The organism is Bradyrhizobium sp. (assembly GCF_035309285.1).
Lineage (GTDB): Bacteria > Pseudomonadota > Alphaproteobacteria > Rhizobiales > Xanthobacteraceae > Bradyrhizobium.
In genome coordinates, this window is sequence record NZ_DATGFH010000155.1 from 1 (window position 1) to 9960 (window position 9960).

The following is a 9960-nucleotide window of genomic DNA, read 5'->3' on the forward strand; positions in this document are numbered from 1 at the left end:
TGGTACATGGACAAGAAGATTCAGATCGATCCGATGATCACCCACGTTCTCAAGCTGGAGGAGATCAACAAGGGGTTCGACCTGATGCACGAAGGCAAGTCGATCCGTTCGGTTGTCGTTTACTAGCGCATGATCCGGAAAAGCGTGCAGCGGTTTTCCGGCGAGATCATGCGCAAACATCGAATCACAACGCAAAACACTAGGAGGAAAGACTCATGAGCGTTCAACTCCACCCATCGATCGACAGCGGCGTGAAGAAAGGCTCGGGCAGCTTCAGCGGCGGCACCCTGGTCTGCAAATGCAAGGACAAGCCGGTCAAGGTCGGCATCAAGGGCGACGTGGCGCATAATCACGCCTGCGGTTGCACCAAATGCTGGAAGCCACAAGGCGCGATGTTCTCGGTCGTCGCCGTGGTACCCCGTCAGAACGTGACGGTGCTCGAGAACGGCGACAAGCTGCAGATCGTCGATCCGTCCGCGGTGATCCAGCGCTATGCCTGCAAGGTCTGCGGCACGCATATGTATGGCCGCATCGAGAACAAGGGCCATCCCTTCTATGGCCTCGACTTCATCCATCCCGAACTGTTCCAGGAATCCGGATCCGCGGCCCCGGGCTTTGCGGCCTTTGTTTCCTCGGTGATCGAATCCGGCGTCAACCCGGGGCAGATGGACGAAGTTCGCGGCCGGCTGAAAGAACTTGGGCTGGAGCCCTATGACTGCCTGTCGCCAGCCTTGATGGACGCCATCGCCACCCATGTGGCGAAGTCCAAGATGGCCGCCTGAGCGGGCAGCGAAGCCGGCAACAGCTTCATCTCGCGCGGCATCTCGATCCCGCGCGAGAGATGTTTGATGTTGCGTGAAAGCGGTCGGTGAAAACCGGCAGGCGGCCGGCGTCAATCGCGGGAAGCATGCATCCAGTTCGTCTTCGTTCTGCGTTCCTCCCCTGAACCGCGGAACCATCGGCCTCGCCGCGTTCCGCCGCGAGGCCGTTTTTAGCCATAAATGCAGAACACTTCTCTGTGAAGCGTTCATGGCGCTCGCTTCTGATAGCATCACAGCGCTAGCGCACAGCACGGCATCTCAAACGGGGACGAGCTCGAATCATCATTGGTCGAGAACCGAGGTCTGTCCGCCTCGCACCTCGCGGCTGACGCGAGCGCGAGCGGCGGCTGCGAGCAAATGAAATATGTTCTGGCTTGCACCCGGAGGACGTCAACAGCTTAAGAAGAGCGAGGCACGATCATGATCAAGCTGAAAATCAACGGCAAGGAGCAAAGCTGGGACGGCGATCCGGACCTTCCGCTGCTCTGGTTTATCCGCGACGAGGCCGGATTGACCGGCACCAAATTCGGGTGCGGCCAGGCACTCTGCGGTGCGTGCACCGTGATGATGGACAAGCAGGCGATCCGCTCCTGCATCACCTCCGTCTCCGACGCATCAGGCCGCGAAGTCACCACCATCGAAGGCCTGCATCCGACCGGCGACCATGCGGTTCAGAAGGCGTGGCGGCAGGTCAACGTCCCGCAATGCGGCTTCTGCCAGGCCGGACAAATCATGCAGGCGGCCGCTCTCCTGGCCGACAATCCAAAACCATCCCATGACCAGATACGCGAAGCGATGGCTGGCAACATCTGCCGCTGCGGCTGTTACCAGCGCATCGAGAACGCCGTGCATCTCGCTTCCACGGGAGTCTGATCATGAACATCATCACTGACCCCAAAAAACTCCGCGGCTTTGAGCGCCACGTCGTCAAGGTCGAGAACGTCTCGCGCCGAAGCGTGCTGAAAGGGCTCGGCATCGCCGGTGGCTTCGTGCTCGCGGCACCGGTGCTGTCGTCACGCCCTGCCTTCGCTTATGAAACCGGCGCCGGCAAGATGCCGCATGGCGTCGTGGTCGACCCGCGCGTCTTCGTGGCGATCGCCCCGGACGGGATCGTCACCATCGTGGCGCACCGCTCCGAGATGGGCACGGGCGTGCGCACCAGCCTGCCGCTGGTGGTCGCCGAAGAGATGGAAGCCGACTGGACCAAAGTGAAGGTGCAGCAGGCGCATGGCGATGAAGTCAAATACGGCAACCAGGACACCGATGGATCACGCAGCACGCGGCACTATCTGATGCCGATGCGTCAGATCGGCGCGTCGGCTCGCGCGATGCTTGAAAACGCCGCGGCCAAGCGCTGGGGCGTGCCGGTGACGGAGGTGAAGGCCGCCAACCACGAAGTGGTGCACGCCGCAAGCGGCCGCAAGATCGGCTTCGGCGATCTCGCCGCCGACGCGGCGAAAGAATCAGTGCCGGCGATCGCAAGCCTGAAGCTGAAGGACCCGAAGGACTTCCGCTATCTCGGCAAGGGCGAGATCTCGATCGTCGACCTGCGCGACATCACGACAGGCGCCGCGCAATACGGTGCCGACGTCCGCCTGCCCGGCATGAAATATGCCGTCATCGCGCGGCCGCCGGTGACCGGCGGCAAGCTCGTATCCTTCGATGGGGCGGACGCGATGAAGGTCTCGGGCGTCGAGAAGGTCATGGAGGTCAAGGGCTGGCCATGGCCGTCAAAATTCCAGCCGCTCGGCGGTGTTGCCGTGATCGCGCGCAACACGGGTGCCGCGATCAAGGGCCGCGATGCGCTCAAGGTCGTGTGGGATGACGGCGCTAACGCCAAATACGAGTCCGCCGCCTATCGCACCGAGCTTGAGGAGGCTGCACGCAAGCCCGGCCTCGTCGTGCGCAAGGAAGGCGACGTCGACACCGCCTTGAAGAGCGCCGACAAGGTGATCGTCGGCGAATATTATGCGCCGCATCTCGCCCATGTCAGCATGGAGCCGCCGGTCGCGGTCGCCGATGTCAAGGATGGCAAGGCCGAGATCTGGGCGCCGGTGCAGAGCCCGGGCGGCACGCGCGAGGATGTCGCCAAGACGCTCGGCATCTCCGTGGACAACGTGACCGTCAATGTCACGCTGCTCGGCGGCGGCTTCGGGCGCAAGTCGAAGTGCGACTATGCGCTGGAAGCGGCTTTGCTCTCGAAGGAGCTGGGCGCGCCGGTCAAGGTGCAATGGACGCGCGAAGACGACGTCTAGCATGACTTCCTCCACACGGTTTCGGTGGAGCGGATCGAGGCCGGTCTCGACAAGAGTGGCAAGGTGATCGCCTGGCGTCATCGCAGTGTTGCGCCAAGCATCGGCTCGACCTTCGCGGCCAAGGCCGTGCACGAGGCCTCCTTCGAGCTCGGCATGGGCCTCGTCGACATGCCGTTCGAGATCGCGAATGTCCAATGCGAAAATCCCGAGGCGGTCGCGCACACCCGCATCGGCTGGTTCCGTTCGGTCTCGAATATTCCGCGCGCCTTTGCGATCCAGTCGATGGTCGGCGAAATCGCGCATGCGACGGGCCGCGACCAGAAGGAGACACTGCTCGAGCTGATCGGCTCGCCGCGGATCATCAATCTCGATTTCGTCAAGAACCTCTGGGACTACGGCGAGCCCTATGACAGCTACCCGATCGACACCGCGCGTCTAAGGCGCGTCGTCGAGACGGTCGCGGACAAGGGCCAATGGGGACGTTCGGTGCCGAAAGGCGGCGGCCTTGGCATTGCCGTGCACCGCAGCTTCGTCAGCTACATCGCGACCATCGTCGAAGTGGCCGTCGATGACAAAGGCAAGCTGACGGTACCGCGGGTCGATACCGCGATCGATTGCGGCACCTATGTCAATCCCGAGCGCATCCAGTCGCAAATCGAGGGTGCGGCGATCATGGGGCTCAGCCTTGCCAAATATGGCGAGATCACCTTCAAGGACGGCAAGGTGCAGCAGAAGAACTTTGACGACTTCCCGGTGATCCGGATGGACGAGGCGCCGCTGGTGACCAATGTCCACATCGTGCCACCGGCCGCCGATACGCCGCCAAGCGGCGTCGGTGAGCCTGGCGTCCCGCCGTTTGCGCCGGCCCTGCTCAACGCCATCTTTGCGGCGACCGGCAAGCGCATCCGGACGCTGCCGATCGGCAAGCAACTGGAGACGTGAGGCGGCGCCCTGCGCTGGCGTCGTCAAACGAAAGCAAAACGAATGCGGCGGAGATCATCTCCGCCGCATTCTTTATATATGGAGATATATAGTGTGACGCCGGTGGCTATTTCTTGAGCGCGAACACCCAGACAACCCCGCCCTGCGGCACGTTGGCTTCGACGCCGACATGGTCGCCGGCCAGTGCTTCCTGGATGCGCTCGGCATCGACGCCCCAGCCAGACTGCACGGCGATATACTCTGTGCCGTCGACCTCGTAGGCGACCGGCATGCCCATGATGCCGGAATTGGTCTTCTGTTCCCAGAGCACGTCACCGGTCTTGGCATCGAACGCGCGGAAATTGCGGTCGTTGGTGCCACCGGCGAACACGAGATCGCCGGCGGTCGCCGTCACCGAGCCAAACAGTTGCGACTTGGCGAAATTGTGCGCCCACACCTTCTTGCCGGTGGCGGGATCCCATGCCTGCAATTCGCCGAAATGATCGGCGCCCGGGCGTACCGTCAGGCCGATGTCTTCGGGCTTGGTTCCGAGCCAGAGCTGGCCGGGCTTGAGCGGCACCTTCTCGCCGGTGAATCCGCCGCAGAAATTCTCGTTGGCGGGAACATAAACGAGATGAGTCTTCTGGCTATACGCCGCCGACGGCCAATCCTTGCCGCCCCACAACGATGGACAGAAGTCGACCCGCTTGCCAATGACCGGCTTGTGCGCGGGATCGACGATCGGCTTGCCGGTCCCGGGCTCGATACCCTTCCAGACGTCGGTGTGAACGAACGGCCAGCCCGCGACATAGTTGATGCGGTCGGGTTGCCGCTCCAGCACCCAGAAGATCGCGTCGCGTCCGGGATGGATCAGGCTCTTGATCTGCTTTCCGTCCCGCTGCAGGTCGACCAGCATGGGCGCGTCGACCTCGTCCCAATCCCATGAGTCATTCTGATGATATTGGTGGTATGCCTTGATCTTGCCGGTGTCGAGATCAAGCCCCAACACCGAACTGGTATAGAGGTTGTCACCCGGATGCATTTCGCCCGGCCATGGTGCGGCGTTGCCGACGCCCCAATAGATGGTCTTGGTATCCTTGTCGTAGGTGCCGGTCATCCAGGCGGAGCCGCCGCCGGATTTCCAGTCATCACCCTGCCAGGTGTCGTGGCCCGGCTCACCCTCGCCCGGAATGGTGAAGGTCCGCCACAACTCCTTGCCGTCGTTGGCATCGAAGGCGACGACATAGCCGCGAACGCCGAACTCGCCGCCTGAGCCGCCGACGATCACCTTGCCGTCGACGATCAATGGCATCAGGGTCATGTACTGCCCCTTCTTGTAGTCCTGGACCTTCTTGTCCCAAACTACCTTGCCCGTCTTGGCGTCGAGCGCCACGACATGGTCATCCGTCGTCGCGAGATAGAGTTTGTCCTGCCAAAGGCCTACGCCGCGGCTGGTCGGATGCAGTTGGAAGAGATCTTCGGGAAGCTGGCGCTTGTAGCGCCAATATTCCTCGCCGGTCTTCGCATTCAGCGCGATCACCTGGCCCATCGGCGTTGCGACGAACATGACACCGTTGTTGACGATGGGAGGCGCCTGGTGACCTTCCAGCACGCCCGTGGAGAAGGTCCAGACCGGCGTCAGGTTCTTGACGTTCGATGCATTGATCTGGTCGAGGGGGCTATAGCCCTGCCCGTCGTAAGTCCGGCGGTAAAGCATCCAGTTGCCGGGCTCGGGATTTTCCAGGCGACTGGCGGTCACCGGACTGTAGTTTTCGATCGGCCCCGCGGTTGCTGCGGTCGCGATCACGCAGGTGAAAGCTACGGCGCTTGATAGCAGACATTGCTTGATGGTCACGGTCACTACCTCCCTGTTTGTATGGTTATGGTCGTGCAGAGGTCCAAACGACGACGCCGTCGTCATCATCCTGGTTGCTGAACACCTACCTTTCCGGCAAAGGGCGCAGCCACGACAAGCGACTCGCCCGATATCGCCAGCGGCAACGCGGCAAGACGCCGTGGCGCCGGCCCGAACACCACCTGCGCGTCGGCGCGGGGGTCATACTCGGAATTGTGGCAGAAACACTTGAAGACGGTCTTGTCGGTTTGCTCGCCCTTCACCCAGCCGGTGACGGAGCATCCGGCATGCGAGCAGATCGCGGAATAGGCGACGATGCCGTCGGCCGCATGCGCGCGCGTGTCGTCGTCGAGCTGCGCAGGATCGAGCTTGATGACGAGGATTTCGTTGAGCCGCGAGCCGTCACGAACCACTGAGGTCTTGGGGTCCTTCGGCCAGGCATGGACCGGCGGCCCGCCGAGCTTGAGATCCGACGGCTTGATGACCTGACCCGATTGCGGTCCTTCGGAGGCCACGAGCAGATCGTCCTTCTGCGGGCGCTCGTCGCTCCCGGGTTGATCGTCCTGCGCGCGGACGTCCCGGCTCGCGGCAAGGCAAGCGCCCGCGGCAAGTGTCGTTGCAAGCAGCGACCGCCGCGTCCAACGCGCATAGGCCGAGAGGACGCCGCCTTCTGCTTCGTCGCACTCAATTCGTGGCTCAACGTCAGGCATACGCCATCACGTCACGCAACTCCGACAAAATGAGGGCGGCAGCGGCTTTTGATTGTCTTGATGCTGGCTGCAATGCAACAAGTGCGTCGCGAATGCAGTCGGCGTCGTCCGCGGGACGATGCGTCACTGCACCGCGAGCGTGCCACGTCGTGCGAACGCGCAGGAGTTGAATGTGCACAGCGATGCTCCCGGCACGCAACGCCGTGGCGCAGCGCTCAAGATCGCAAATGCGGCACCAGCCTCGTCCGCTACGTTCCTGGTGTCCCAGCATCGACGCTTCGAAGCGACGAATTCTGGGGATTTTTCCGCGTTTTCCGTATTCTTACGGAGCGGCGCTGCGAAGCGACATTAGTTTGGCATAAACGCTGCATGTTAAGCTTTTACCGAATCATTCATTTAATGGAGATTCCATGCTCATTACCCTTGTTGCCTTGCTCTGCAACGGCGAAGTCTGTTTGGAAAAAGTCGTTACCAACAGCGATCTGTCCAGCATCACGATGATGGATTGCGAGATGCATGCACAAGCAGGCATCGCCGAGTGGCTACAAAACGGACCGTACCGGTCGTGGAAGCTGCAGAGCTACAAATGCGTTTTTGGCAAATACGTTCCGAAGAGCGCGGCCTGAACCAGGAGCTGGCTCACTCTCAAGAGCTGGCTCACTTCAAAGGGTGATCAGCGCGGAACTTCGGCTGATGCGCCGCTCGCAGCGCGCGTCGAGCATTCGACCAGCCGAACGACGCGCACCGGCTCCACGCTGGGATGGTGCATGCCAACGGTGGACCGCCGCGTCTCACGGCGGGACATCACGAGGCGCCGGCTGTGCCGTTCCCGGACATCCGCGTCGCGCTGACGGGCTGATCGCGGTCAGAACGGCAGTGCGACCTCGTACTTGATCTCCTTGAGGATCACGTTGGTCCGCACGTGACGAAGACCGGGAATCTTGAACATGAAATCATCGAGGAACCGGTTGTACGCCGCCATGTCGCTGACGACCACGCGAAGATGGTAGTCGGCATCGCCGGTCGTCGCAAAGCATTCCAGCACTTCGGGGCGCTTCTTCACCCGCGCAACGAATTGGGTGACGAAGGTCTGGTCGTGGCGTTCGAGCGCCACATGCAGGATCGCCGACATCGCAAAGCCCGCTTGTTCGCGATCGACCAGCGCGGTGTAGCGCGCGATCACACCGGACTTCTCGAGCGAATCCACCCGCCGCCAGCATGCCGAAGCCGACATCCCGACCTCATCCGCCAGTTGCTGATTGCTGAGGCGGCTGTCCTTCTGGAGGCGCAGCAAAAGGCGCCGGTCTTGCGGGTCAAGCATGTGATCCTCCTTGGACAACTTATCCTCACTATGAGGCGATTTTGGATAATTATACCAAAGTTCCGTCAAAATACGGATAAAATGAATAATCTGACCATTCAATCGGATCGACAATCAGCCGTCTCCTCTCAGGAGGATTGGCCATGACACAGGCGATCGCCGCTCCCCGCAATGATCTCGAAACCTATTCCCTGCTCGATCGCTACACGCGACAAACGGGCCGCGTGCTGCTTACGGGAACGCAAGCGCTGGTGCGCATCCTGCTCGATCAGCGCGATCGCGACCGGGCCGATGGTCTCGATACGGCCGGCTTCGTGTCGGGCTATCGCGGCTCGCCACTCGGCGGCTTCGACCTCGAGCTGTGGCGCGCCAAGCGGTTCCTGGAGGAGCGGCGCATCGAATTCCTGCCCGCCGTCAACGAGGATCTCGCCGCCACCGCCGTGCTTGGCTCGCAGCAGGTCGAGACCCACCCGAAGCGCGAGGTCGATGGCGTGTTCAGCCTCTGGTACGGCAAGGGTCCCGGCGTCGACCGCTCCGGCGATGCGCTGAAGCACGGCAACGCCTACGGATCATCGCAGCATGGCGGCGTGCTGGTCGTGGCCGGCGACGACCATGGCTGCGTGTCGTCCTCGATGCCGCACCAGTCGGACGTCGCCTTCATGGCGTGGTTCATGCCGACGCTCAATCCGTCCGATGTCGCCGAGTATCTGAGCTTTGGCGAATATGGCTATGCGCTCAGCCGCTTTTCCGGCATGTGGGTCGGCTTCAAGGCGATCTCGGAGACGGTCGAGTCCTGCGCCTCGGTGGAGTTGCCGCTACGTCGGCGTTTCATCAAACCCGATTTCGTGGTGCCCGGCGGCGGCCTGCACTATCGCTGGCCGGACCTGCCCGGCCCCCAGATCGAGCAGCGCCTGGAGGCCAAGAAGAATGCCGTATCGGCTTTTGCTGCCGCCAATCCGATCGACCGCCGCATCTACGACATCGCCAATGCCACCTTCGGCATTATCACGACGGGAAAGGGCCATCTCGACGTGATGGAGGCGCTCCAGCTCCTTGGCCTCACCGAACGCGAATGCCGGCGGCTTGGCATCGACATCTACAAGGTCGGCATGGTTTGGCCGCTTGCGCATCATGATGCGCTCGCATTCGTGCGCGAGAAACGCGAGATCCTTGTGATCGAGGAGAAGCGCGGCATCATCGAGAGCCAGTTCAAGGAATATTTCTACGATTATCCCGGTCACAAGCCCGAGCACATGGTCGGCAAGACCGACGAGAACAACGCACCGCTGGTGCCCTGGATCGGCGAGCTCTCGCCGCGTCTGTTGGCGCCCATCATCGCAAAGCGGCTGGATCAGATATTTCCCGGCTTTCATTTACAGGCACGCGCGGCGGCACTACAGCCACAGGCCGCGCGCCTCATCGACGTAGCGGGCGCGGCGCGCACGCCCTACTTCTGCTCAGGCTGCCCGCACAACACGTCCACGAAAGTACCGGAGGGATCGCAGGCGCTGGCCGGGATCGGCTGCCATTTCATGGCGAGCTGGATGGATCGCGACACGACATCGCTGATCCAGATGGGCGGCGAAGGCGTCAATTGGGCGGCGTCCTCGCTGTTCACGGGCCGCCCGCACGTGTTCCAGAATCTTGGTGAGGGAACTTATTACCACTCGGGCTCGATGGCCATCCGCCAGGCGATCGCCGCCAACACCAACATCACCTACAAGATTTTGTTCAACGACGCGGTCGCCATGACTGGCGGACAACCCGTCGATGGGCCCATCAGCGTGCAGGCGATTGCGCACGAGGTCCGCGCCAATGGGGTGGTACGCATCGCGGTCATCACTGATGACCCCGGCAAGTTCGATATGCGCGACTTTCCGCATGGCACGACGCTCCATGGACGCGAGCATCTCGACGCCGTGCAACGCGAGCTGCGCGAGGTGCCGGGCGTCTCAGTTCTCATCTACGAGCAGGAATGCGCCACGGAGCGGCGGCGGCGGCGCAAGCGCGGGCAGGCCGCCGACCCGCCGAAATTCGCCTTCATCAACGATCTCGTCTGCGAAGGCTGCGGCGATTG

7 protein-coding genes and 2 pseudogenes are annotated in these 9960 nt (G+C 62.2%); 6 read left to right on the forward strand and 3 right to left on the reverse strand.

All coding sequences use genetic code 11. The features are described from left to right. From VKR55_RS27695 to VKR55_RS27710, 4 genes and pseudogenes are all read left to right on the forward strand, one after another. Positions 1 to 126 (forward strand): annotated as a pseudogene (locus VKR55_RS27695) (S-(hydroxymethyl)glutathione dehydrogenase); the annotation flags it as partial. 89 nt (positions 127 to 215) lie between these two features. After that, the gene (gene gfa / locus VKR55_RS27700) at positions 216 to 782 is read left to right on the forward strand and encodes an S-(hydroxymethyl)glutathione synthase (RefSeq protein WP_324408440.1); all 567 of its coding nucleotides are present in this window, start codon (positions 216 to 218) and stop codon (positions 780 to 782) included. Between the two features lie 459 nt (positions 783 to 1241). Further along, a complete protein-coding gene (locus VKR55_RS27705) occupies positions 1242 to 1694 on the forward strand; it encodes a (2Fe-2S)-binding protein (protein WP_324408442.1) in 453 nt (150 codons plus the stop codon). 2 nt (positions 1695 to 1696) lie between these two features. Beyond that, positions 1697 to 4018: pseudogene (locus tag VKR55_RS27710) on the forward strand (xanthine dehydrogenase family protein molybdopterin-binding subunit). 106 nt (positions 4019 to 4124) lie between these two features. Here the strand turns inward: VKR55_RS27710 and VKR55_RS27715 are convergent. Both VKR55_RS27715 and VKR55_RS27720 read right to left on the reverse strand, forming a co-directional pair. Further along, positions 4125 to 5852, reverse strand: coding sequence for a methanol/ethanol family PQQ-dependent dehydrogenase (locus VKR55_RS27715; RefSeq protein ID WP_324408443.1), 1728 nt, complete (start codon positions 5850 to 5852; stop codon positions 4125 to 4127). A gap of 65 nt (positions 5853 to 5917) precedes the next feature. Further along, on the reverse strand, positions 5918 to 6562 hold the full coding sequence (locus VKR55_RS27720; protein ID WP_324408445.1) for a QcrA and Rieske domain-containing protein: 645 nt from the start codon (positions 6560 to 6562) through the stop codon (positions 5918 to 5920). 410 nt (positions 6563 to 6972) lie between these two features. Here VKR55_RS27720 and VKR55_RS27725 point away from each other — a divergent pair, with 410 nt between their 5' ends. Continuing rightward, positions 6973 to 7188 carry a hypothetical protein gene (locus VKR55_RS27725; RefSeq protein ID WP_324408446.1) on the forward strand — a complete coding sequence of 72 codons (216 nt, stop codon included), beginning with the start codon at positions 6973 to 6975 and terminating at the stop codon, positions 7186 to 7188. Positions 7189 to 7427: 239 nt separating this feature from the next. Here VKR55_RS27725 and VKR55_RS27730 read toward each other — a convergent pair whose 3' ends face one another. Further along, entirely contained in the window at positions 7428 to 7883 is a 456-nt protein-coding gene (locus VKR55_RS27730) for an Lrp/AsnC family transcriptional regulator (RefSeq protein ID WP_324408448.1), read from the reverse strand. Between the two features lie 143 nt (positions 7884 to 8026). Between VKR55_RS27730 and VKR55_RS27735 the strand changes: the two genes are divergently transcribed. Then, a partial coding sequence (locus tag VKR55_RS27735) for an indolepyruvate ferredoxin oxidoreductase family protein (RefSeq protein ID WP_324408450.1) occupies positions 8027 to 9960 on the forward strand: 1934 nt, incomplete at its 3' end.

Coding starts and splice junctions, on each gene's coding strand:
- VKR55_RS27730 (WP_324408448.1), bottom strand. CDS start 7,883: ATGCTTGACCCGCAAGACCGGCGCCTTTTGCTGCGCCTCCAGAAGGAC.
- gfa (WP_324408440.1), top strand. CDS start 216: ATGAGCGTTCAACTCCACCCATCGATCGACAGCGGCGTGAAGAAAGGC.
- VKR55_RS27720 (WP_324408445.1), bottom strand. CDS start 6,562: ATGCCTGACGTTGAGCCACGAATTGAGTGCGACGAAGCAGAAGGCGGC.
- VKR55_RS27725 (WP_324408446.1), top strand. CDS start 6,973: ATGCTCATTACCCTTGTTGCCTTGCTCTGCAACGGCGAAGTCTGTTTG.
- VKR55_RS27705 (WP_324408442.1), top strand. CDS start 1,242: ATGATCAAGCTGAAAATCAACGGCAAGGAGCAAAGCTGGGACGGCGAT.